The organism is Variovorax sp. AC194 (genome assembly GCF_979257995.1).
On record NZ_OZ409823.1, the window covers coordinates 3914150 to 3933497 of the forward strand.

The following is a 19348-nucleotide window of genomic DNA, read 5'->3' on the forward strand; positions in this document are numbered from 1 at the left end:
CGGCTTGTCTCTGAAAGCGGATGATGCGCGGCCGCCGCAGATTGACCAATAGAATCTCGTGAATCGACCCCATCACGGATATGAATAAAGGTCTGGCATGCACCTGAAGGACATCGACCTCAACCTGCTGCTGGTGTTCGACCGCATGCTGGCCGAGAAGCGCGTCTCGGCCGTGGCCGAATCGCTCGGGCTCTCGCAGCCCGCCATCAGCAATGCGCTGGCGCGCCTGCGCAAGCTCCTGGGCGACGAGCTGTTCCTGCGCACCGCGCGCGGCATGGAGCCCACGCCCTTCGCGCTGCAGCTGGCCGAGCCGGTCGCCTACGCGATGGGTGCGCTGCACACCGCGCTCAACCAGCAGGTGGTGTTCGAGCCGGCCACGAGCACCCGCAGCTTCACGCTCGCGATGACCGACATCGGCGAGATCTACTTCACGCCCCGCTTGATGGAGGCGCTGTCGGTCGCGGCGCCGGGCGTGACGATCAGCACGCTGCGCAACAACACCGCGACCAACCTGCGCGACGAGCTGGAGGCCGGGCATGTGGACATCGCCATCGGCCTGTTGCCGCAGTTGAAGGCGGGCGTGTTCCAGCGCCGGCTCTTTCTGCAGCGCTACGTGTGCCTGTTCTCGGCATCGCACCCGCTCGCGCGCAAGCGCAGCGTGTCATTGAAAGACTTCAGCGCCGCCGACCACGTGCTGGTGCAGGCCGCCGGCACGGGCCACGGCAAGGCCGACGACGTGATGGCTGCGCAGGGCATCCACCGGCGCATCCGCCTGAAGGTGCCGCACTTCGTGGCGATCGGCCACATCCTGCGCTCGAGCGGCATGATCGCGACCGTGCCCGAGCGGCTCGCAGAGAGCATCGCCGAGCCCTTCGGCCTCGTGTGGCGCCCGCATCCGGTGGCGCTGCCGCAGATCGCGATCAACCTGTTCTGGCACGCGAAGGTGCACCGCGATCCGGGCAACCAGTGGCTGCGGGGACTGCTGTTCGACAGCTTCGCGGACAAGGACTGACGACGGTTGCTCGGCCTGTCAGGCGGCAGTAGCGCGCGCGGTCCGTAGCGGCTTACCGAAAAAGGCCTTGCTCACGCCCTTCTCGGGTCTCACGCGCGTCATCGCGGAGGCGCCGCCAACGCCTTTGCGCCAGAGGTTGTGGCTGGAGGATGAGTTGGGAGGTCGCGTGCAGCCTGCCAATTCACTCAAATTCATCGGATTAAATTCCCGGCAATTCGCCGCCCCATCCGTTCAAACAAATATCTTTTCACTCGTTGGAGAAAACAACCAATTTGCCGGAAGAAATCCTTCCATCCCAGCCACACGGGAATCCATCAAGAAAATAGACGTCCCGTATTTTTTTCCAGACTTCCGGGAAATGATCGTTTGCATAGCAATGCAGCAAAATTCGCATGTCCCTGAGCATGAGTTCCACGAGCAGGCACGCGCCTTCATCGGTCCATTTTGAATCGGCGCCGTGGAAATTTTTCTCGCTCAGATCGAAGTAATTGTTTTTTTGCAGGTTGTAGTCGATCCATCGCTCCCATTCGAAATCGTCCGGAAAAACAGAAGGTGAATCGCTGACGGTTTGCCATTCGTCGAATTTGTCGAACGAATCGTCCGTTGCATATTCGATTCCCAGAGATGCATCGGCAATTACCAGGCTTTCGTTTCTATCACCCGAATATGTGCGATCAAAATAATCCCGGCGCCGGAGAAAATCAATCAATGGCTGGGCTTTGATCAGCAATTCATTCCAGTTGTCCATGGTCATGTCCTCTTATGTAATCCTTGATGGAATTTATCTGGGGCACCGAGGAATTTTCGGGAAACGTGATGAGGTTGCCGGCGTCATTCACATCGAAATTCAGAGCTTGAGAACGGTTCCGGTGCGGTCGGGCATTGCCGAGCGGCGCGCGAGCTGGTCGACCGCGCGCAACAAGGTCGGCACGCGGTGCTCGCCGTGCATGCGCTTCACTTCGGCCGCCGCGGTGGCGAGGTCGATGCCGATGGCCGTCACGAAGAGCGGCGATGTGCTCTGGCCGCGCAGCACCTCGGCCACATCGCTCGCGCTGCGGTAGGCCGTTTTTGCAACGCCGACCACGGGCACCTTGCGATCGAGCGCGTCGTGCAGGTGCGCGCCCAGGCCCCGGTGCCCGGGTTCCAGCGAGACGTAGCCATCGACGATGACGATGTCCGCCAGCGGCCCCTCGCGCAGCACGCCGAGCAGGCAGGGCAACTCGCGGCGATAGAACGCGCCGGGCTCGTACGCGGCCACCTCGCCAAAGCCCGCGATGGCCTGCGCCTCTTCGTGCGGTGCGGTCCATCCGCAAAACCAGAGGCCCGCGGCCACCGCGGTGTCGGCGCGGTAGTCGACGTCCAGGCACACGATCAACGGCTCGCTCATGCAAGCCACTGCCCGAGCACCTCGTGCACGCCCTCGCCGACGTGGCTGTCGATGAGCGCGAAGGAGCCCGCGGTCCAGCGCACCGGATCGATCGCGTGCTTCTCGATCTTGCGGCGCGTGTAGGCGAGCGTCATGTGCGGCGTGAAGCTGCGCTCGGGCTTGAGGCCCGCGTCGGCCAGCGCTTCGCCCAGGTGCTGCCGGAAGTCGGCGAGCGCATCGGTGCCCTCGTCGCCGCACAGCACGAAGGCCTTGCTGTTCGCGTAGGTCATGGCGCGGTCGAAGACGACGTCGAACGCCGGTGGCGCAACGGCGGCCGCAGCCTCGAGCGCGGCCTGCACCTTCTTGCGCGGCACCGTGTCGTAGCCACCGAGATCGTGCAGCGTGACATGCAGTCGCTGCGGCTCGGTCAGCGTGCCCTTGAGCGCATGGCGGTCATCGAACTGCGCACCGAGCGCCGCGAGCGATGCGGCGTCTTCGGCGTTCGGAAAGATCGCGAAGAAGAGCGTGTGCGGCAGCGGCTCCTTGCGGCGCGCCTTGGTTCGGGGTCGCGGCAGGGGCCGCGGCGGGGGATCGATTCCGGGGAGAAGAAGCTGTTCTGACATGCGTCGATCATCGCGCATGGTTTGCCCGCTTCACGAGGCCGTCGGCGAGCGCCCCGCCAACGCATCGCGCGCGAACTTCTAGGCTTCGAGGCGGGTAGCCGCAGCGCCCAGGTTCACCGAGATGTTGTCCTGGTTCACGGTGATGTTGACCAGCGCGACGTTGCCGTACACCTCCACCTTGATGGACAGATGCGTGGGAATGGTGGTCTTGAAGACGGTCAGGTCCCATATCCCTTCGGGCACGTTCTGCGCCGTGCCCAGCGGCGCGGTGCCGTTGTGGCCCCACCGGACCGTGCCGATGGTCACGGCGGTCGTGTTTTCCTTGTCGGCTCCGCCGACGATGTTGACGGTTACGCTGGTCATGTCGTTCTCCATGGGTGTGGGGTCGTGGTGTAAATCCTCGAATCGACCTGCGGGTCGTCGAGGAGAAATCACTGTAGGGACGCACCTGCCGAAAAACCATTACGGGTCATTACAGGGCCCGGGCGTTCGCTTCCGGCTGCGCCGGTTGCGATGGCACCAACATGACCAACTTGACAAAATAGATCAAACTTGTAAAGTACGGTTTTCGCCTTCAACGACCGGCATCCAGTGTTCGCGCCGGTCCCCATCGAACAGCACCATGAATATCCGCCCTCCTCATTCCGCCGGAGCCATCCGCTGATGGCCGCCGCCGCACCAGCCGCCGCCCCCGAGCGCCGCGTGGCCATCATGGAATCGGCGATCGGCGTCTTCCTGCGCTACGGCTTCCGGAAGACGTCGATGGACGATCTCGCGCGCGCCGCGGGCATCTCCCGCCAGGGCCTCTACCTGCACTTCACGTCGAAGGACGAGCTCTTCAAGGAGGCCGTCACCTGGTTCGCGCAGCAGGGCCTCGCGGCCATGCGGGCTGCGCTGGCGCGCAAGGACCTGCCGATCGAGGAGCGGCTGGTCGGCGCCTTCGCGGCGCTGCATGCGCAGAACGACGGCTCGCAGATGTCGCTGGAACACATGAACGAGATCGTCGCGACCGCGCGCGAACTCGTCGGCCCGGTGCTGGAGGAGTTCGACCAGGCCGTTCCGAAGGAACTGGCACGGGCCATCCAGTCGAGCGAGCCCGCCGTTCCGTGGCGCGCCGCGGGCCTTTCGGCCAAGTCGCTCGCGCAGCACCTGTATGCGGCCTCGCACGGCTTGAAGCACTACGCCCGCACGCCGGCCGAGTACCAGGCCGGCATCCGCACCGCGGTGCGCCTGGTGTGCGGCAGCCCGTCGGCGGCCGCGCCTCGCGCGTGAGCTTCTTCGGATGAAGCGCACGGCCCGCACCGTCTTTCACATCTTCATGACCGGAGTCATCGCCATGTCCACCTTCTCCCTGTGTGCCTGCAGCCCGCGTCTCGCGGCCAACCCCCAGTCGCCGCAACAACGCGACGGCCTCTACCGCAACGTCGTGCCGCGCGTGCCGCTGGGGTTCCTGAAGACCGTCGCGATCGGCTGGCAGTTCCTCACCGGCAAGAGCGACGCGACCGTGCCGAACGTGCCGATTCCGGTGCAGCCGCTGACGGCTTCAGCGCTGCTCGCCGCGCCGGACGGCAGCCTCTACCGGCTGGGCCACTCGACCTTGCTGCTCAAGCTGGGCGGCGAGTTCTGGCTCACGGACCCGGTCTTCTCGGAGCGCGCATCACCGGTGCAGTGGGCCGGCCCGAAGCGCTTTCACGCGCCGCCGATCGACATCGACGACCTGCCGCCGATCAAGGGCGTGATCCTCTCGCACGATCACTTCGATCACCTGGATCGCCATGCCATCGCGCGGCTCGCGCCGAAGGTCGAGGTGTTCGTCACGCCGCTGGGCGTGGGCGAGCGGTTGATCGCGTGGGGCGTCGACGCGGCGCGCGTGCGGCAGCTCGACTGGTGGGGCGAGACGACCGTCGGCGGCGTGCGCCTGGCCGCAGTGCCTGCGCAGCATTTCTCGGGGCGCAGCCTGCTCGACGAGGACCGCACGCTGTGGGCGTCGTGGGTGATCGAAGCGGATGGGCTGCGGCTTTTCTTCAGCGGCGACACCGGCTACCACGCCGACTTCAAGACCATCGGCGATCGCTACGGTCCCTTCGACATGACGATGATCGAGACCGGCGCGTACGACAAGCAATGGGCCGACGTCCACATGCAGCCGGAGGAAACGCTGCAGGCCCATCTGGACCTGCGCGGCCGTTGGCTGCTGCCGGTGCACAACGGGACGTTCGACCTCGCGCTGCACCCGTGGGACGAGCCCTTCGAGCGGATTCAGGCGCTGGCGAAGGCGCGCGATGTGAAGCTTGCGACGCCGGTGATGGGCGAGCGCGTGGCGCTCGAGGCGCCGCAGGCGGGCGGTGCCTGGTGGGTGCGCGTCAGGGACTGAGCCTGAACGCGCGCCCGGCGGATCACTCCCACTCGATCGTCGCCGGCGGCTTGCTCGACACGTCGTAGGTCACGCGGTTGATGCCGCGCACTTCATTGATGATGCGGCCCGACACCTTCTTGAGCAGCGCGTACGGCAGCTCCGCCCAGTCGGCGGTCATGAAGTCGCTGGTCTGCACGGCGCGCAGCGCGACGACGTAGTCGTAGGTGCGGCCGTCGCCCATCACGCCCACGCTCTTGACGGGCAGGAACACGGTGAAGGCCTGGCTGGTGAGGTCGTACCAGGTCTTGCCGCTCTCGTCCTTGAAGTTGCGCAGTTCCTCGATGAAGATCGCGTCGGCGCGGCGCAGCAGGTCGGCGTATTCCTTCTTCACTTCGCCCAGGATGCGCACGCCCAGGCCCGGGCCGGGGAACGGATGGCGGTAGACCATCTCGGGCGGCAGGCCGAGCGCCACGCCGAGTTCGCGCACTTCGTCCTTGAACAAATCGCGCAGCGGCTCCAGCAGCTTGAGGCCCAGTTGCTCGGGCAGGCCGCCGACGTTGTGGTGGCTCTTGATGGTGACGGCCTTCTTGCTCTTGGCACCGCCCGACTCGATGACGTCGGGGTAGATCGTGCCTTGCGCGAGGAACGTGGCGCCCTTGTGGCCGCCGTCGCCGGCCTTCAACTTTGCGGCTTCCTGCTTGAACACGGTGACGAATTCGCCGCCGATGATCTTGCGCTTGGCTTCGGGCTCGCTCACGCCCGCGAGCTTGCCGAGGAACAGGTCGCTGGCATCGACGCGAATGACCTTCGCGTGCAGCTTGCCCTCGAACATCTCCATGACCATGTCGCCTTCGTTCAGGCGCAAGAGGCCATGGTCGACGAACACGCAGGTCAGCTGGTCGCCGATGGCGCGGTGGATGAGCGCGGCGGCCACGCTCGAATCGACGCCGCCCGAGAGGCCGAGGATGACCTCTTCATCGCCCACCTGCTCGCGGATCTTCTGGACGGCTTCGGCGATGTGGTCGCGCATGACCCAGTCGGGCTTGGCCTCGCAGATGCCGAGCACGAAGCGCTCGATGATCGCCTTGCCCTGCACCGTGTGCGTGACTTCGGGGTGGAACTGCAGGCCGTAGTAGCGGCGCGCCTCGTTGGCCATGCCGGCGATGGGGCAGCTGTCGGTGCTGGCCATGAGCTTGAAGCCCGGGGGCAGCTCGGTGACCTTGTCGCCGTGGCTCATCCACACGTTGAGCATGCCGTGGCCTTCAGGCGTGGTGAAGTCCGAGATGTCCTTCAGGAGCGCCGTGTGGCCATGCGCGCGCACGGCCGCGAAGCCGAACTCGCGCTTGTGGCCGCCCTCGACCTTGCCGCCCAGCTGGTGCGCCATGGTCTGCATGCCGTAGCAGATGCCCAGCACGGGCACGCCCAAGTCGAACACGGCCTGCGGGGCCTTGTCGGTGGTTTCTTCGTACACGCTCGCGTGGCTGCCGGAAAGGATCACGCCCTTCAGGTGGCCGTCGGCCGCGTACTCGCGCACCCATTCGTCGGTGACGTCGCAGGGGTGCACTTCGCTCAGCACATGGGCCTCGCGCACGCGGCGTGCGATGAGCTGCGTGACTTGCGAGCCGAAATCGAGGATGAGGATCTTGTCGTGTTGCATGGCGAGAGGACTCAGAGCGTTGAAATGTCGAACAGCTTCACGCCCGCCTTGGGCGCTGCCTGGATGAGGTGCTCGTCGAAGGTGGCGAGCGGGAGATTGAGCGACTTGGCGAGCCACAGGTAGCCCGCGTCGTAGGTCGAGATGCCGGCGTCGATGGCGACCGCAAGCACAGCCTTGTGCTGGGCGGGTGCGAGCTCGTGCAGCTCGACGCGGTGGCGGATGGCGTCGAGCACGCTCCACAGCCCCTCGACCGCGGCGGTCGGGATGCGGCCGCTGCGCACGCCGTTGGCGAGGATGTTGGCGCACTCCCATTGCCAGGCATTGGGCGCCTGCGGCTCGACCTCGTCGCGGCGGATGGCGGCGTAGAGCTTGCGGGTGTGTTCGCTGGCCTGGTCGGGCAGGAGCCAGGCGGCGGTGACGGAGGCGTCCATGACGAAGGCTGTCACGATCGGCGCCCTTCGTCGAGCAATGCGCGAAGGGAAAGACCGGGCTGGATGGTGGCGTGCAGCGCGTCGATCTGGCCGAGTTCGCGTGCGATCTGCTCGTCGGTGATGACCGGCTTGCGGCGCACCGGCAGCATGCGCACGACTTCCTTGCCGTGGCGGGTGATGCGAACCTCCTCGCCCTTTTCGACCAAGTCGATCAGGGCGGAGAAGTTGTTCTTGGCTTCAGCGATGCCGATGGATTGCATTTGGGCCAGAAAAATTGAATCTGGCCCAAATTCTAAACCGAGTCTGGCCTGACTTTCAAGGTCTGGCCAGATTGGGCTTCAGGCCGGCGCCGGGCGGCCCCAAGGCGGCCTGTGCCCCCTCGGGGGGCAGCGCCCCACACGCAGTGGGGGCGCGTGGGGGCCACATTACTCAGCCCGATAGTTCGGCGCTTCCTTCGTGATCTGCACGTCGTGCACGTGGCTCTCGCGGATGCCGGCCGTGGTGATCTCGACGAACTCGGCCTTGTTCTTCATGTCCTCGATGGTCGCGCAGCCGCAGTAGCCCATGCTGGCGCGCACGCCGCCGGCCATCTGGTAGACGATCGAGACGATCGAGCCCTTGTAGGGCACGCGGCCTTCGATGCCCTCGGGCACGAGCTTGTCGGTGTTGGGGTTGCCCGTCGTCGATTCCTGGAAGTACCGGTCGGCGCTGCCCTGCTGCATCGCGCCGATGGAGCCCATGCCGCGGTAGCTTTTGTAGCTGCGGCCCTGGTACAGCACGATTTCGCCGGGGGCCTCTTCGGTGCCGGCGAACATGCTGCCCATCATCACGGTGCTGGCGCCTGCGGCGATCGCCTTGGCGATGTCGCCCGAGTAGCGCACGCCGCCGTCGGAGATCAGCGGAATGCCCGTGCCCTGCAGCGCGGTGGCGACGCTATCGACCGCCATGATCTGCGGCACGCCCACGCCGGCCACAATGCGGGTGGTGCAGATGGAGCCCGGGCCGATGCCGACCTTGACCGCATCGGCGCCGACATCGGCCAGCGCACGCGCGGCGTCGCCGGTGGCGATGTTGCCGCCGATGACGTCGACCTGCGGATAGTTGCGCTTGACCCAGCGCACGCGCTCGATCACGCCGGCGCTGTGGCCGTGGGCGGTATCGACCACGATGGCATCGACGCCGGCCTTCACCAGCGCTTCGACGCGCTCCTCGGTGCCGTCGCCCACGCCGACCGCCGCGCCCACGCGCAAACGGCCGCTCGCGTCGCGTGCGGCGTTGGGGAAGCTGGTCTGCTTGGTGATGTCCTTGACGGTGATGAGGCCCTTGAGCTCCCAGTCGTTGTTGATGACCAGGAGGCGCTCGAGCTTGTACTTGTTGAGCAGCGCCTTGGCATCGGCCAGCGTGGTGCCGTCGGGCACGGTGATGAGCTTGTCGCGCTGCGTCATGATTTCGCTGACGGGCACGTCGTAGCGGGTCTCGAAGCGCAGGTCGCGCCCCGTCACGATGCCGACGACCTTGCCGCCGTCGACCACCGGGAAGCCCGAGATACCGAGCTGGTCGGACAGCGCCATCACCTGGCGCACCGAGTGCGTCGGCGTGATCACCACCGGATCGCGCAGCACGCCCGATTCGTAGCGCTTCACGCGGGCCACTTCGGCGGCCTGCTGTTGCGCGGTGAGGTTCTTGTGAACGATCCCGATGCCGCCCTCCTGCGCGATGGCGATCGCGAGGCGGGCTTCCGTCACGGTGTCCATGGCCGCCGAGACAAGCGGCAGGTTCAGCGTGATGTTGCGGGAGAGTTTGGTGGCGAGGGAGGTGTCCTTGGGCAGGACCTGGGAGAACGCTGGCACCAACAACACGTCGTCGAAGGTGAGCGCTTTGCCGAGAAGGCGCATGGGTGAAGCTCCAAAAGACGGATTGTAACGAGGCGCCCGCACCGTTCGCCGGCCCGGGCTTTTCACAACCGTTGCAAAAGCACCCCACCCAGGATGTTGCAAGAAGTAAGGCACGGCTAAACTTCGGGCATGAAATTCATGCACTGGCTGCTGATGGGATGTGTCGTGGCGCTGCCGCTCTCTGCGAGCGCGCAATGGCAATGGATCGACAAAGACGGCAAGAAGGTCTTCAGCGACCAGGCGCCGCCGCCCGATGTTCCCGAGAAGAACATCCTGCGCCGTTCGGGCACGCCGCCGCCGCGGCCTGCCACCGGCATCTCCGCGCCGGATGCGCCGGCGGCCGAGGGCACCGAAGCCGCTGCGGCCAAGCCGCGCGAAGGCGCCGCGGCGCCCAAGCCGAGCGGCGTCGACAAGGAGCTCGAAGAGAAAACCAAGAAGGCCGAGGCCGAAGAAAAGGCCAAGCGCGCCGCCGAAGAGGCGAAGGTCGCCAAGGCCAAGGCCGACAACTGCGCCCGCGCCCGCGAAGGCAAGTCCACGCTGGACAGCGGCATCCGCATTGCGAAGGTCAATGCCAAGGGCGAGCGCGAGATCATGGACGATGGCGCCCGCGCCGCCGAGCAGAAGCGCGTTCAGTCGGTCATCGACAGCGACTGCAAATAAGCCGAAGCCGGCAGCCTCAGTAGCCGGCCTTGCCGCCCTTGCGGCGGTTCGCGAAAAGGCCGGCGCTCCCCGCGCCTTGGCGCTTGAATCGTTCACGGCGCGCGACCTTCGGGTCCACCGTGAGCGGGCGGCACAGCTCGATGCGATCGCCGTCTTTCAGGGCCTGACTCCACTCGACCGCCTTGCCCCAGATGCCCGGCGTCATCGCATGTCGCCAATCGAGATCGGGAAAGTGCAGCGACAACCCGCTCGCTTTCACCGCGTCGCTCAAGACGATGCCATCTTCCAGCTGCAGGACCTGCTCGAACACCTCGCGCGCCGCGGGCGAGCAGCTCAGCGTGACCTGGATCATCAGGGGCTGCCGTAGACCTGCTCGGCGCGCTTGACGAAGGCCTCGACCAGGCTAGATGCGATCGTGTCGAACACCGGCCCCACGAGCGCCTGCAAGGCGAAGTTGCTGAAGCCGTAGCTCATGTGCAGTTCGACGCGGCAGGCGCGTTCGCCCGCTTCCCCCACGGGCACGAACTTCCAGTTGCCGTCGAGGTTGGAGAACGGGCCATCGACCAGTTTCAATTGCACCTCGCGCCCCGGCACGTGGGTGTTGCGGGTGGTGAAGCTCTGGTGAAAGCCGCCGAAAGCGAGGCCCACTTCGGCGGTCATGCCCGCCGCGTCCTCTTCGATGATCCGAGCCTTGTCGCACCACGGAAGGAACTGCGGATACTTCGCCACATCGGTGACGAGCGCGTACATCTCTTCGGCGCTGTACCAGATAAGGACGGACTTGTTGACTGTTTTCATAGAATCGGTGCAGCGTGCGCGACGGATTGTATTGAAGCCATGCGTCCCCATCTTCCCGAGCCATGGCCACAAAGAAACAAGATAACTCCTCCCGCATCGCCGACAACAAGAAGGCCGCGTACAACTATTTCTTCGAAGAACGCTTCGAGGCCGGCATGGTGCTCGAAGGCTGGGAGGTCAAGTCGCTGCGCGAAGGCAAGGTGCAGTTGACCGACGGCTACGTGGTGATCCGCGATGGCGAACTCTACGTCGTGGGCCTGCAGATCAACCCGCTCAAGAGCGCTTCGACGCACGTCAACCCCGATTCCATCCGCACCAAGAAGCTGCTGCTGCACAAGGAAGAAATACGCCGGCTGGTCGGCAAGGTCGAGCAAAAGGGCTACACGCTGGTGCCGCTCAATCTGCACTGGAAGGCGGGCAAGGTCAAATGCGACATCGCGCTGGCCAAGGGCAAGGCCGAGCACGACAAGCGCGACACCATCAAGGACCGCGAAGGCAAGCGCGAGGTCGAGCGCGCGATGAAGAGCCGCAGCCGCTAGGCATTCTTTTCATTCTTTTTTTCGCGGCATGGAATAAAACGCGCGCTGCGGGCGTTTGTGCGGTGTCATCGGATTGCCGATGCCATCCAACCCAGGAGTCTTTCCATGTCGCCCCTTCGCGTGTTTCGAATTTCCTCCGCCGGCATTGCAGCCGCCCTGCTCGGCAGCCTGCTCGCCCTTCCCGCAGTCGCCCAGCCCAAGCCCGCCGACGGCGCGCTGGTCGGTGCGACCGGCATGACGCTCTACACCTTCGAGAAAGACACGGCCGGCAACGGCAAGTCGGTCTGCAACGGCGGCTGCGCCACCAACTGGCCGCCCTTCATGGCCGCCGACAGCGACAAGCCGAGCGGTGACTTCACCATCGTCACGCGCGACGACGGCAAGAAGCAATGGGCCGCCAAGGGCTGGCCGCTCTACTACTGGGTGAAGGACACCAAGCCGGGCGACAAGACCGGCGACGGCGTGGGCGGCAACTGGAAGACCGCCAAGCCCTGACCCGCACGCGCATCCTGCCACCCGCCCATGGACGCCCGCCTGCTGGTCGACCACATCCCGAGCCTGCGCCTCTATGCGCGCGCGCTCACGGGCAATACGTGGGCGGCCGACGACCTGGTGCAGGACACCCTCGAGCGGGCCTGCAGCAAGTGGCGCCTCTGGGTGGTGGGGAGCGACCTGCGCGCATGGCTCTTCACGGTCATGCACAACATCTTCGCGAGCCAGGTCCGGCGCGCGCCGCCGCCGCACAGCGTGGTGTCGCTGGACGAGACCACGCACGAGTTGCACGGCGGCATCGATCCGGGCCGCGACCAGGGCGCGAGCCTCGACTTGCAGCGCTGCCTCATGCAACTGCCCGAGGAGCAGCGCGCCGTGCTGCTGCTGGTGACGCTCGAAGACCTGTCCTATGCCGAGGTGGCGAAGGTGCTGGGCATTCCCGCCGGCACCGTGATGTCGCGCCTCTCGCGCGCCCGCGTGCGGCTGCAGGAGCTGCTGGACGGCGCCGCCGCCGCGAACCGCCCCGGCCTGCGCCGCCTCAAGTGAAACCCGCCGCCGCACCATGAACCGCCCCGCCCCGCCCTCCACCGACGTCACCGACGACGAACTGCACGCGCTGGTCGATGGCCAGCTCGCCCCGGATCGCCGGTCCGCCATCGAAGAGGCCCTGGCGCGCGACCCGGCCATGGCCGCGAAGGTCGCGGCCTGGCACACGCAGCGCGATGCCCTGCGCCGCCTGCACGGCGAGTTGCTGGACGAACCCATTCCCGCGCCGCTGATGAGCGCGCTCGAGCGCCATCTGCCGCGGCAGGCGCAGCGCAGCAGCTGGATGCGCTGGGGCGGCATCGCGGCCGGCGTGCTCGTCGCCTTTGCGGCGGGCTGGCTCGGCAATGCGCAATGGTCGGCATCGCGCGCCCCATCGACCCAACTGGCCAAGGCACCCGCGATGCGCGAGTTCGTGCACGACGCATCGATCGCCCACGTCGTCTACGCGCCCGAGAAAAGGCACCCGGTCGAGGTGGCCGCCTCCGAGCAGCAGCACCTCGTGCAGTGGCTCTCCAAGCGCCTGGACAGGCCGCTCAAGGTGCCCGACCTGAGCACCCTGGGCTACACGCTCGTCGGCGGTCGCCTGCTGCCCGGGGAAACCGGCGCGCGCGCCCAGTTCATGTTCGAAGACACCGCGGGCGAGCGCGTCACGCTCTACATCGGCACCCTCGACGCCCGGGCGCCGGATTCGGCGGCCGCGCGCGAGACCGCCTTCCGGTTCACCTCCGACGGTCCGGTGCCGAGCTTCTACTGGGTCGACCAGGGCTTCGGCTATGCCGTAGCCGGCAAGCTCCCGCGTGATGTTTTGCTGAAACTCGCGACCCTTGCCTACCGCGATTTGTCGTGAGCCCGGCATAAACTGCTCGGTCGCGCAATCACCAGCCTTGTTGTCGCGATTTTTCAACTGAAGGAGAAACTGCATGAAATTGCTCAGCGCCTCGATCCTCGCGGCGGCCCTGCTCGCCGGCTGCGGCGGCATGTCCAACAAGACCGCCAGCGCGCCCGACACGCCCACCCGCACCGCCGACGGCGTGCTGGTCGGACCGAACGGCATGACGCTCTACACCTTCACCAAGGACACGTCCGGCGCCGGCACCTCCGGCTGCAACGCCCAGTGCGCCGCCAACTGGCCGCCGCTCCCCGTGGCCGAAACCGCCAAGCCCATCGGCGGCTACACCATCATCATTCGCGAAGACGGCAAGCGCCAATGGGCCTACAAGGGCTGGCCGCTGTACTACTGGGCCAAGGATGCCAAGCCGGGCGACAAGACCGGCGACGGCGTGGGCGGCAACTGGAAGATCGCGCGCCCCTGAACGGCACGGTGATCACCTGATCGCAAAGGCTCCGGCACACGCCGGGGCCTTTTTCTTGGTGCATGCGCCACGGCAGAATCGCCGCATGAATCCTGCAGCTGCGAATCCGGATGCGTTCCTCGCCCTTCTCTCCCACGGCCTGATCACCGACGCGCAGCACGACACCGTGCTCGCCCATCCCGAGACCGCGGCGCTCCCGCCGATTCCCGGCCCCGCGCACGCACTGGCCTGGATGTGCGTGAAGGGCTTGGTCACCCAGGAAGAAATCGACGCCGCCGTCGAACGGCTCGAGGAGGCCTCGCCGCCCGTCGCCACGGCCGACGATGCAGCGGACATCGCCTACGACGCCGAGGATTTCGTGGAGCTCGGCGACCGCGGCATCACGCACGAGGCGGTGAACGCGCTCTTCAACGACGGCCTCGTCGATGCCGAGACGCGGGACATGGCCCTGGAGGAAACGCCGCTGGTCGGCAGCGTCCCCGCCGCACCGAGCGCCACGCTGGCCTGGATGGTGATCGACGGACCGCTGGAGAAAGAACTGTTCGAGGCCACGCGCGCCGAAGTCGCGGCCGAGCCCGCCTTTGCCATGGCGGCAGACCGAGCCCGCATCGTGGCCGAGGCGCAGCAGGAGATCGCAGCCGATGAAAAGTCGACCGGCGCATGGCAGGCCCGCGCGCAAGGCAAGCGCCGCTGGGGCACCTGGACCTTCTGGCTGCTCGCGCTGTGCATCGCTGGCGGGTGGGCTTGGGATCTCGTCGTGCCGGACAGCGTGCCGGCCTGCAACGGCGACGCCGCGCGCAAGATGCTGCAGAGCCAGATGCGCCGCCTGTCGATCGATGCCCGCATGCAGACGCCGGACTCGCGCGAGAGATCCGATCTCACCACGCCGACTGTCAGCGGGCTGCGCGAAGTCGGCTACCGCAAGGACGAGCGCACCCGCGGGTGCATGGCGACGATGATCCTGGAAAACGGGACCAAGTCGATCGGCTACACGATCGGCCCGGTCCCCGCTGACAACGGCCAGATGACGGTGCGCAGTGCCGACCCGGTCATGGTGGAGGCCCGCTTCGGCAATCTGGATGCCAAAGGCAAGCCGCTCTACAACGCCGAGCCCATCGGGCGCGTGGCGGCGGAGAAGGCCTTCCGAGCCGGCGTGACCGCCCTGCCGTCGAGCTCGGCCGCCGCGGCGATGCTTGAACGCCAGCGTCGGCGTTCCGGCACGGGCCTCGCGGCCGCTGTCCCGGAGATCACCGGCCTCGAGCCCACCGGCCCCTGTCGCGCGCATGAAGACGGCGTGAGCCGGGTCTGTCCGCTGGTCGTCGAATACAACGACCGCGTGCTGGGCACCCTCGGCCGTGCGCAATCGCTGCCGCTGACCGGCGACTTCACCTTCGTGCCGGACAACGGCGCCTGGCGCATGAGCGACGATTTTGCGAAGCGCTTCAACCGCGCCGTGCTGGAAGCCCGCCTCACCCGAATGGGCGTGACGGACGCTGCGATGCCCGAGTAGTTCTTTGGGCGCCTGGTGGGCGCCTAGTGCGCGCCCGGCAGCGCGTTGTCGGCCGCCGTCGTGCGGCGCCCGCGCAGCGCCAGCAGTTCGTTGAACACCAGCGCGCCGATGACCAGCGCACCGCCGGTCAGCACGCTCGCGGCGGGCTCCTCGCCCGCGCCGATCCAGGCCAGCGCGATGCCGAAGATCACTTCGAGCAGGGCCAGCAACGCGACCTCGGGCGCCTTCAGCACCTGCGCGCACAGCACCGACAGCACGCACGGAATCGCGAGCTGGAACACCCCCAGGAAGGCCAGCAAACCCAGGTCGTGTGCGCTCGCCTGGAACGGCAAGGCGAAGGGCAAGGTGAACAAGGCGGTGAGCACGGCGCCGATCAGCACCGCGGGCACCAGGTCGATGTCATGCCCCTTGGCATGCGCATGCTGCACGACGGTCCAGTTGGTGGCGCCGGCGATCGGCACACACAACGCAACGAGCGTCCCGGGCAGCGAGCCGCCCACACCGCCCGAGGCGCCCTGCACCAGCTGCGTGCCGTACATCCAGCCGATGCCCACCCCGGCCACCACGATGGCGACCCAGGTGCGCGCAGGCAGCCGATGCCCGATGAAGACGCGCGCGGCCAGCGCGGTGAGCAAGGGCCCGAGCGACATCGTGACCAGCACGCTCGCCGTCGAAGCCATCGTGAGCGCCACCATGAAGGCCGTGAACATCACGGCCCAGCAGACGCCCGAGACCCAGAGTTCGCGCCCGCCGCTGCGCAGCTGCGAGAACACGGCGCGCCCCCGCCAAAGCGGCAAGATCACCAGCAGCGCCAGCGTCGTGAAGAGGCTGCGCCAGAAGGTGATCTCGAAACTGTGCGCCTGCGTGAGATGCCGTGTGACGACGCCCGCCGTGCCCCACATCAGGGTCACGACGACCATCAGCCACACAGCCCCGCCGTGCGTCAGGCGCATGGAACCCTCAGGGGGTCAGGCGGCCTGGGTGTCGCGGCCGGCGCGCTTGCGTTCGTTTTCCTTCAGGAAGCGCTTGCGCAGGCGCACGCTCTTGGGCGTGATTTCGACCAGCTCGTCGTCCTCGATGAACTCGACGCCGTATTCCAGCGTGAGGTCGATCGGGGGCGTGATCTTGATCGCGTCTTCCTTGCCGCTCACGCGGAAGTTGGTCAGCTGCTTGGTGCGCGTGGCGTTCACCACGAGGTCGTTGTCGCGGCTGTGGATGCCCACGATCATGCCTTCGTACACCGGATCGTTCGCCTTGACGAACATGCGGCCGCGGTCGTCCAGCTTGCCCAGCGCGTAGGTGAAGATTTCACCGTCGTCCATCGAGATCAGCACGCCGTTCTTGCGGCCGCCGATGTCGCCCTTGTGCGCTTCGTAGCTGTCGAAGATGTTGCTGATGAGGCCCGAGCCGCGCGTCAGGTTCAGGAATTCGTTGGTGAATCCGATCAGGCCCCGCGCCGGAATGCGGTACTCCAGGCGCACGCGGCCACGGCCGTCCGGTTCCATGTTGACCAGTTCGCCCTTGCGCTCGCCCAGCGCCTGCATCACGCCGCCCTGGTGGCCTTCTTCGATGTCGGCCGTGACCATTTCGATGGGCTCGTGCTTTTCGCCGTTCACGGTGCGGAACACCACGCGCGGCTTGGACACGGCCATTTCAAAGCCTTCGCGGCGCATGTTTTCCAAGAGGATGGTCAGGTGCAGTTCGCCGCGGCCCATGACTTCGAAGATGCCTTCTTCATCGGTCTCGCTCACGCGCAGGGCCACGTTGTGCTGCAGCTCTTTTTGCAGGCGGTCCCAGATCTGGCGGCTGGTGACGAACTTGCCTTCGCGGCCGGCCAGCGGGCTGGTATTCACGCAGAAGTTCATGGTCAGGGTCGGTTCGTCGACCTTGAGCATGGGCAGCGGCGCGGGCTTGTCCTTGTCGGTCACGGTGACGCCGATGCCGATATCGGTGATGCCGTTGATCAGCACGATTTCGCCGGGGCCGGCTTCGGTCGATTGCACGCGGTCCAGGCCCTGGAAGGTCAGCACCTGGTTGACGCGACCCTTGATGGCCTTGCCGTCCGGACCTTCCATGACCAGCACGTCGGTCATGGGCCGGAGCGTGCCCTGGCTGATGCGGCCCACGCCGATGCGGCCGACGAATGTCGAGAAGTCCAGTGCGGAGATCTGCAGCTGCAGCGGCGCTTCAGGGTCGCCCTTCTGTGCCGGCACGTGCTTCAGGATGGTGTTGAAGAGGGCCGACATGTCGGGACCCCACTGCTCGCCCGCAGCGCCTTCTTCGAGCGACGACCAGCCGTTGATGCCCGAGGCGTACACCACGGGGAAGTCCAGCTGTTCGTCGGTCGCGCCGAGCTTGTCGAACAGGTCGAAGGCGGCGTTGACCACCTTGTCGGGGTTCGCGCCGGGCTTGTCCACCTTGTTCACGACCAGGATGGGCTTCAGGCCCAGGGCCAGCGCCTTCTTGGTCACGAAGCGCGTCTGCGGCATCGGGCCTTCCTGCGCGTCGATCAAGAGCACCACGCCGTCGACCATCGAGAGCGCGCGTTCCACTTCACCGCCGAAGTCCGCGTGGCCCGGGGTGTCGACGATGTTGATGTGCGTGCCTTCCCAGGTCACGGCGCAGTTCTTGGCCAGGATCGTGATGCCACGTTCCTTTTCGATGGCGTTGTTGTCCATTACCGTGTCCACGACCTTCTCGTGCTCGGCGAAGGTGCCGGACTGGCGCAGCAGCTGGTCGACCATCGTGGTCTTGCCATGGTCCACGTGGGCAATGATGGCGATATTGCGGATTTGCTTGGTACTCATGGTGTCGCTTCTGTCTGTTGTGCGTTCAAAAGAATTTGCTGAATTTCGATGGGGTTCAGCAAGCGCCCCGGGATCAGTTCGTTGGCGGCGATGTGCGCCGTACCGAGAAAGGCGGGCGGCGTGTCGCCGAATACCGCCACGTGGTCGGCCTCGGGCCAGGCGCCACGGCGGCGCAGGCCGGACAAAAAGCGCCCCGCATCTTCGCTGCCGAGCGTGACGATGGTGTGGCCTTCGACCAGGGATTCGGCAGGCAACAATTGGGCCAGCCGCTCCTCTTCGCCCATGGCTTCGAGCGCCTCGAGCGTGATGCACTGCGCCACGCCGAAGCCGCCTGTGGCGGTGCGGCGCAGCGACGTGAGGTGGGCGCCGCAGCCCAGCGCCTCGCCGATGTCTTCGCCCAGCGTGCGGATGTAGGTGCCCTTGCTCACGGAGGCCACGATGCGGATGGCGTTGCCAGCTGATTCAGAAGCGGCCTGCGTGACCTTCAGCGCGTGGATCACCACGTCGCGCGGCGCGCGTTCGATCTCAATGCCTTCGCGGGCGTATTCGTAGAGCGCCTTGCCATCCTTCTTGAGGGCGCTGTGCATCGGCGGAACCTGGCGGATCGGGCCGGTGAACTGCGCCTCGGCGCGGGCCAGGTCTTCAGCGGTGACGTTCACCGGACGCTCGGCAATCACCTCGCCCTCGGCATCGCCGGTCGAGGTCTTGATGCCCAGGCGTGCCGTGGCCTCGTAGGTCTTGTCGGCGTCCAGGTGCAGCTGGCTGAACTTGGTGGCCGCGCCGAAGCACAGCGGCAAGACGCCGGTGGCCAGCGGATCGAGCGTGCCGGTGTGGCCCGCCTTTTCGGCACGCAGCAACCACTTGGCCTTCTGCAAGGCCTGGTTGCTGGAGAGTCCCAGCGGTTTGTCGAGCAACAACACCCCATGCACAGGGCGCCGCTGCACCCTTGTGCGTGGCGCATTCATCGCTAGTCGTCTTTCGAGCGCGAAGCGACGGCCTGCGCGATGAGCGCGTTCATGTCGGCCGCACGCTCGGTGGTGCGGTCGAACAGGAAGTGCAGCGTCGGCACGGTGTGAATATGGAGGCGCTTGAACAGGCCGTTGCGCAGGAACCCTGCGGCCTGGTTCAGCGCGTCGGTGGTCTCGGTCACGTCGCCCGTGAGCATGCTGAAGTAGATCTTCGCGTGCGCATAGTCGGGCGTGACCTCGACCGCCTGGATCGTGACCATGCCCACGCGCGGGTCCTTCAACTCACGCGCGATCAGCTCCGTCAGATCCCGCTGGATCTGGTCGGCAACCTTGAACGCGCGGTTGGGGGCGGCGGCTTTTCTCTTGGGCATGGAC

The 19348-nt window shown here is 66.4% G+C and carries 24 protein-coding genes; 10 read left to right on the forward strand and 14 right to left on the reverse strand.

Features of this window, described 5'->3' with window-relative positions:
- Positions 1-97: 97 nt before the first annotated feature.
- Positions 98-1012 (forward strand): LysR family transcriptional regulator, encoded by a 915-nt coding sequence (locus ACZYRS_RS18620; RefSeq protein ID WP_463420448.1) that lies wholly within the window; start codon positions 98-100, stop codon positions 1010-1012.
- Positions 1013-1259: 247 nt separating this feature from the next.
- Here the strand turns inward: ACZYRS_RS18620 and ACZYRS_RS18625 are convergent, their stop codons facing one another.
- The 4 genes from ACZYRS_RS18625 to ACZYRS_RS18640 all read right to left on the reverse strand — a co-directional run bounded on the left by ACZYRS_RS18625 (position 1260) and on the right by ACZYRS_RS18640 (position 3364).
- Positions 1260-1760, reverse strand: coding sequence for a hypothetical protein (locus ACZYRS_RS18625; protein ID WP_463420449.1), 501 nt, complete (start codon positions 1758-1760; stop codon positions 1260-1262).
- Positions 1761-1859: 99 nt separating this feature from the next.
- A complete protein-coding gene (locus tag ACZYRS_RS18630; RefSeq protein ID WP_463420450.1) occupies positions 1860-2399 on the reverse strand; it encodes an endonuclease V in 540 nt (179 codons plus the stop codon).
- On the reverse strand, positions 2396-3001 hold the full coding sequence (locus tag ACZYRS_RS18635) for a 2'-5' RNA ligase family protein (RefSeq protein ID WP_463420451.1): 606 nt from the start codon (positions 2999-3001) through the stop codon (positions 2396-2398). Before ACZYRS_RS18635 ends, ACZYRS_RS18630 begins: the two co-directional genes overlap by 4 nt.
- Before the next feature lie 78 nt (positions 3002-3079).
- Complete coding sequence (locus tag ACZYRS_RS18640; RefSeq protein WP_198783995.1) at positions 3080-3364, reverse strand: hypothetical protein; 285 nt, start codon at positions 3362-3364, stop codon at positions 3080-3082.
- 300 nt (positions 3365-3664) lie between these two features.
- On the opposite strand from ACZYRS_RS18640, the gene ACZYRS_RS18645 reads away from it, so the two are divergent.
- Positions 3665-4273: a TetR/AcrR family transcriptional regulator gene (locus ACZYRS_RS18645; RefSeq protein ID WP_463420452.1), complete on the forward strand. Its 609-nt coding sequence runs from the start codon at positions 3665-3667 to the stop codon at positions 4271-4273.
- A 64-nt stretch (positions 4274-4337) separates the two neighbouring features.
- Positions 4338-5375, forward strand: coding sequence for an MBL fold metallo-hydrolase (locus tag ACZYRS_RS18650; protein ID WP_463420453.1), 1038 nt, complete (start codon positions 4338-4340; stop codon positions 5373-5375).
- A gap of 22 nt (positions 5376-5397) precedes the next feature.
- Here ACZYRS_RS18650 and guaA read toward each other — a convergent pair whose 3' ends face one another.
- The 4 genes from guaA to guaB all read right to left on the reverse strand — a co-directional run bounded on the left by guaA (position 5398) and on the right by guaB (position 9340).
- Positions 5398-7014: a glutamine-hydrolyzing GMP synthase gene (guaA, locus tag ACZYRS_RS18655; RefSeq protein ID WP_463420454.1), complete on the reverse strand. Its 1617-nt coding sequence runs from the start codon at positions 7012-7014 to the stop codon at positions 5398-5400.
- Positions 7015-7025: 11 nt separating this feature from the next.
- Positions 7026-7445, reverse strand: coding sequence for a type II toxin-antitoxin system VapC family toxin (locus ACZYRS_RS18660; RefSeq protein WP_198784867.1), 420 nt, complete (start codon positions 7443-7445; stop codon positions 7026-7028).
- 11 nt (positions 7446-7456) lie between these two features.
- Complete coding sequence (locus ACZYRS_RS18665; protein WP_093432414.1) at positions 7457-7705, reverse strand: type II toxin-antitoxin system Phd/YefM family antitoxin; 249 nt, start codon at positions 7703-7705, stop codon at positions 7457-7459.
- Between the two features lie 165 nt (positions 7706-7870).
- Complete coding sequence (guaB, locus tag ACZYRS_RS18670) at positions 7871-9340, reverse strand: IMP dehydrogenase (RefSeq protein WP_198784001.1); 1470 nt, start codon at positions 9338-9340, stop codon at positions 7871-7873.
- Between the two features lie 129 nt (positions 9341-9469).
- On the opposite strand from guaB, the gene ACZYRS_RS18675 reads away from it, so the two are divergent.
- Positions 9470-10000 (forward strand): DUF4124 domain-containing protein, encoded by a 531-nt coding sequence (locus ACZYRS_RS18675; protein ID WP_463420455.1) that lies wholly within the window; start codon positions 9470-9472, stop codon positions 9998-10000.
- A 16-nt stretch (positions 10001-10016) separates the two neighbouring features.
- Here the strand turns inward: ACZYRS_RS18675 and ACZYRS_RS18680 are convergent, their stop codons facing one another.
- Positions 10017-10352: an RnfH family protein gene (locus ACZYRS_RS18680; RefSeq protein ID WP_463420456.1), complete on the reverse strand. Its 336-nt coding sequence runs from the start codon at positions 10350-10352 to the stop codon at positions 10017-10019.
- Positions 10352-10798: a type II toxin-antitoxin system RatA family toxin gene (locus ACZYRS_RS18685; RefSeq protein ID WP_463420457.1), complete on the reverse strand. Its 447-nt coding sequence runs from the start codon at positions 10796-10798 to the stop codon at positions 10352-10354. Before ACZYRS_RS18685 ends, ACZYRS_RS18680 begins: the two co-directional genes overlap by 1 nt.
- A 62-nt stretch (positions 10799-10860) precedes the next feature.
- Between ACZYRS_RS18685 and smpB the strand changes: the two genes are divergently transcribed.
- The 6 genes from smpB to ACZYRS_RS18715 all read left to right on the forward strand — a co-directional run bounded on the left by smpB (position 10861) and on the right by ACZYRS_RS18715 (position 15198).
- The gene (gene smpB / locus ACZYRS_RS18690; RefSeq protein WP_198784005.1) at positions 10861-11337 is read left to right on the forward strand and encodes an SsrA-binding protein SmpB; all 477 of its coding nucleotides are present in this window, start codon (positions 10861-10863) and stop codon (positions 11335-11337) included.
- A gap of 105 nt (positions 11338-11442) precedes the next feature.
- Positions 11443-11832: a COG4315 family predicted lipoprotein gene (locus ACZYRS_RS18695; RefSeq protein ID WP_463420458.1), complete on the forward strand. Its 390-nt coding sequence runs from the start codon at positions 11443-11445 to the stop codon at positions 11830-11832.
- Positions 11833-11859: 27 nt separating this feature from the next.
- On the forward strand, positions 11860-12375 hold the full coding sequence (locus ACZYRS_RS18700) for a sigma-70 family RNA polymerase sigma factor (protein WP_463420459.1): 516 nt from the start codon (positions 11860-11862) through the stop codon (positions 12373-12375).
- Positions 12376-12391: 16 nt separating this feature from the next.
- The gene (locus ACZYRS_RS18705; protein ID WP_463420460.1) at positions 12392-13222 is read left to right on the forward strand and encodes an anti-sigma factor family protein; all 831 of its coding nucleotides are present in this window, start codon (positions 12392-12394) and stop codon (positions 13220-13222) included.
- Between the two features lie 73 nt (positions 13223-13295).
- On the forward strand, positions 13296-13688 hold the full coding sequence (locus ACZYRS_RS18710; RefSeq protein WP_198784009.1) for a COG4315 family predicted lipoprotein: 393 nt from the start codon (positions 13296-13298) through the stop codon (positions 13686-13688).
- Between the two features lie 85 nt (positions 13689-13773).
- The gene (locus ACZYRS_RS18715; protein WP_463420461.1) at positions 13774-15198 is read left to right on the forward strand and encodes a hypothetical protein; all 1425 of its coding nucleotides are present in this window, start codon (positions 13774-13776) and stop codon (positions 15196-15198) included.
- Between the two features lie 23 nt (positions 15199-15221).
- Here ACZYRS_RS18715 and ACZYRS_RS18720 read toward each other — a convergent pair whose 3' ends face one another.
- Genes ACZYRS_RS18720 through rbfA form a run of 4 tightly spaced genes read right to left on the reverse strand, consistent with a single transcriptional unit; the run spans position 15222 to position 19344 of the window.
- Entirely contained in the window at positions 15222-16151 is a 930-nt protein-coding gene (locus tag ACZYRS_RS18720; RefSeq protein WP_463420462.1) for a DMT family transporter, read from the reverse strand.
- A gap of 15 nt (positions 16152-16166) precedes the next feature.
- The gene (typA, locus tag ACZYRS_RS18725; protein WP_198784012.1) at positions 16167-18005 is read right to left on the reverse strand and encodes a translational GTPase TypA; all 1839 of its coding nucleotides are present in this window, start codon (positions 18003-18005) and stop codon (positions 16167-16169) included.
- On the reverse strand, positions 18002-18970 hold the full coding sequence (gene truB, locus ACZYRS_RS18730) for a tRNA pseudouridine(55) synthase TruB (RefSeq protein WP_463420463.1): 969 nt from the start codon (positions 18968-18970) through the stop codon (positions 18002-18004). Before truB ends, typA begins: the two co-directional genes overlap by 4 nt.
- 2 nt (positions 18971-18972) lie before the next feature.
- On the reverse strand, positions 18973-19344 hold the full coding sequence (rbfA, locus tag ACZYRS_RS18735) for a 30S ribosome-binding factor RbfA (protein WP_198784014.1): 372 nt from the start codon (positions 19342-19344) through the stop codon (positions 18973-18975).
- Positions 19345-19348: the final 4 nt, after the last annotated feature.

Bases quoted from the DNA above. Each gene is read 5' to 3' on its own strand.
- ACZYRS_RS18680 (WP_463420456.1), bottom strand. From the start codon at position 10,352: ATGATCCAGGTCACGCTGAGCTGCTCGCCCGCGGCGCGCGAGGTGTTC.
- ACZYRS_RS18700 (WP_463420459.1), top strand. From the start codon at position 11,860: ATGGACGCCCGCCTGCTGGTCGACCACATCCCGAGCCTGCGCCTCTAT.
- ACZYRS_RS18705 (WP_463420460.1), top strand. From the start codon at position 12,392: ATGAACCGCCCCGCCCCGCCCTCCACCGACGTCACCGACGACGAACTG.
- ACZYRS_RS18720 (WP_463420462.1), bottom strand. From the start codon at position 16,151: ATGCGCCTGACGCACGGCGGGGCTGTGTGGCTGATGGTCGTCGTGACC.
- ACZYRS_RS18685 (WP_463420457.1), bottom strand. From the start codon at position 10,798: ATGAAAACAGTCAACAAGTCCGTCCTTATCTGGTACAGCGCCGAAGAG.
- typA (WP_198784012.1), bottom strand. From the start codon at position 18,005: ATGAGTACCAAGCAAATCCGCAATATCGCCATCATTGCCCACGTGGAC.
- ACZYRS_RS18620 (WP_463420448.1), top strand. From the start codon at position 98: ATGCACCTGAAGGACATCGACCTCAACCTGCTGCTGGTGTTCGACCGC.
- guaA (WP_463420454.1), bottom strand. From the start codon at position 7,014: ATGCAACACGACAAGATCCTCATCCTCGATTTCGGCTCGCAAGTCACG.
- ACZYRS_RS18660 (WP_198784867.1), bottom strand. From the start codon at position 7,445: ATGGACGCCTCCGTCACCGCCGCCTGGCTCCTGCCCGACCAGGCCAGC.
- ACZYRS_RS18695 (WP_463420458.1), top strand. From the start codon at position 11,443: ATGTCGCCCCTTCGCGTGTTTCGAATTTCCTCCGCCGGCATTGCAGCC.
- smpB (WP_198784005.1), top strand. From the start codon at position 10,861: ATGGCCACAAAGAAACAAGATAACTCCTCCCGCATCGCCGACAACAAG.
- guaB (WP_198784001.1), bottom strand. From the start codon at position 9,340: ATGCGCCTTCTCGGCAAAGCGCTCACCTTCGACGACGTGTTGTTGGTG.
- ACZYRS_RS18640 (WP_198783995.1), bottom strand. From the start codon at position 3,364: ATGACCAGCGTAACCGTCAACATCGTCGGCGGAGCCGACAAGGAAAAC.
- ACZYRS_RS18665 (WP_093432414.1), bottom strand. From the start codon at position 7,705: ATGCAATCCATCGGCATCGCTGAAGCCAAGAACAACTTCTCCGCCCTG.
- ACZYRS_RS18635 (WP_463420451.1), bottom strand. From the start codon at position 3,001: ATGTCAGAACAGCTTCTTCTCCCCGGAATCGATCCCCCGCCGCGGCCC.
- ACZYRS_RS18645 (WP_463420452.1), top strand. From the start codon at position 3,665: ATGGCCGCCGCCGCACCAGCCGCCGCCCCCGAGCGCCGCGTGGCCATC.
- truB (WP_463420463.1), bottom strand. From the start codon at position 18,970: ATGAATGCGCCACGCACAAGGGTGCAGCGGCGCCCTGTGCATGGGGTG.
- ACZYRS_RS18650 (WP_463420453.1), top strand. From the start codon at position 4,338: ATGTCCACCTTCTCCCTGTGTGCCTGCAGCCCGCGTCTCGCGGCCAAC.
- ACZYRS_RS18715 (WP_463420461.1), top strand. From the start codon at position 13,774: ATGAATCCTGCAGCTGCGAATCCGGATGCGTTCCTCGCCCTTCTCTCC.
- rbfA (WP_198784014.1), bottom strand. From the start codon at position 19,344: ATGCCCAAGAGAAAAGCCGCCGCCCCCAACCGCGCGTTCAAGGTTGCC.
- ACZYRS_RS18625 (WP_463420449.1), bottom strand. From the start codon at position 1,760: ATGGACAACTGGAATGAATTGCTGATCAAAGCCCAGCCATTGATTGAT.
- ACZYRS_RS18630 (WP_463420450.1), bottom strand. From the start codon at position 2,399: ATGAGCGAGCCGTTGATCGTGTGCCTGGACGTCGACTACCGCGCCGAC.
- ACZYRS_RS18710 (WP_198784009.1), top strand. From the start codon at position 13,296: ATGAAATTGCTCAGCGCCTCGATCCTCGCGGCGGCCCTGCTCGCCGGC.
- ACZYRS_RS18675 (WP_463420455.1), top strand. From the start codon at position 9,470: ATGAAATTCATGCACTGGCTGCTGATGGGATGTGTCGTGGCGCTGCCG.